At 76.7% G+C, this 1367-nt stretch carries 1 protein-coding gene; it reads left to right on the forward strand.

What is annotated here, in order from left to right:
• The coding region (locus AOK03_RS30485) for a beta-N-acetylglucosaminidase domain-containing protein (RefSeq protein WP_208609629.1) at positions 1-1367 on the forward strand (1367 nt) is incomplete at both ends.

Genomic DNA, 1367 nt, shown 5'->3' on the forward strand with positions numbered 1-1367 from the left:
GCGCTCGGCGGCGCCCCCGGCGCCCTCGCCGATCCGGGGGCACCCGGCAGGCCCGGGGCTCCGGCCACCTCTCCGGACGAAGACGGCAGGGGCGACTCCCGTCTCCCCTCCGTCTGGCCCCGACCCCAGTCGATGACCACTTCGGGCAGCGCCGTCACGCTCGGCGACGACGTCGTCCTGGTCGTCCCCGGCGGCAGGGTGAGCCGCGCCGACTCCGGTTCCGGCCCCGCCCTCGACCCGTACGCCCTGGAAGCCCTCCGCTCCCTCCTGCGCGACGCCGGCGCCCGGCGGATCACCGAGGTGCGCGACGGCGACCCGCTGCCCGCGGGCGGCGCCCTCGTCGTCCGGGCCGACGGGGCCGGTGCCGACCGGGCGCTGCGCTCGCTGGGGGTCCGGGAGCCCGGCGACCTGCCGCGGGGCGGCTACCGGCTCGGCGTCGGACGCGTCGACGGGCGGGACACCGTCGCCCTCGCGGGCACCGGCGAGGACGGCCTCTTCCACGGCGTCCAGACCCTGCGACAGCTCACCGGCCCGGCGGCGGGAGCAAGCGGCGCCGACCGCACCGTGCCCGGCGTGCGGATCCGCGACTGGCCCGGCACCGCCGTGCGCGGCCTCACCGAGGGGTTCTACGGCACCCCGTGGACCCTGAGGCAGCGCCTCGCGCAGCTCGACTTCATGGGGCGCACCAAGCAGAACCGGTACCTCTACGCCCCCGGCGACGACCCGTACCGCCAGGCCCGCTGGCGCGAGCCCTACCCCGCGGACCAGCGCGCCGACTTCCGCGCCCTGGCGCAGCGGGCCGAGGCCAACCACGTCACGCTCGCCTGGGCCGTCTCGCCCGGCCAGGCCATGTGCCTGTCGTCCGAGCGGGACGTCAGGGACCTCAACCGCAAGATCGACGCCATGTGGGCGCTCGGCGTGCGCGCCTTCCAGCTGCAGTTCCAGAACGTCAGCTACAGCGAGTGGCACTGCGAGCAGGACGCCGAGACCTTCGGGTCGGGTCCGGAGGCCGCCGCGAAGGCGCAGGCCAGGGTGGCCGACGCGGTCGCCGCGCACCTGGCCGCGCGCCACCCCGGCGCCGGACCGCTCTCCCTGATGCCGACGGAGTACTTCCAGGACGGGACGACGGAGTACCGCGCGGCCCTCTCGCACGCGCTGGACCGCCGCGTAGAGGTGGCGTGGACGGGTGTCGGCGTGGTCCCGAGGACCATCACGGGGCGCGAGCTCGCCGGCGCCCGCAGGGCGTTCGGCCCGCACCCGCTGGTCACGATGGACAACTACCCCGTCAACGACTTCGCGCGGGACCGCATCTTCCTCGGCCCCTACACCGGCCGCGAGCCCGCCGTCGCCACCGGCTCGGCCGCCCT

This window comes from Streptomyces atriruber, from assembly GCF_001418325.1.
GTDB classification, from domain to species: Bacteria; Actinomycetota; Actinomycetes; order Streptomycetales; family Streptomycetaceae; genus Streptomyces; species Streptomyces atriruber.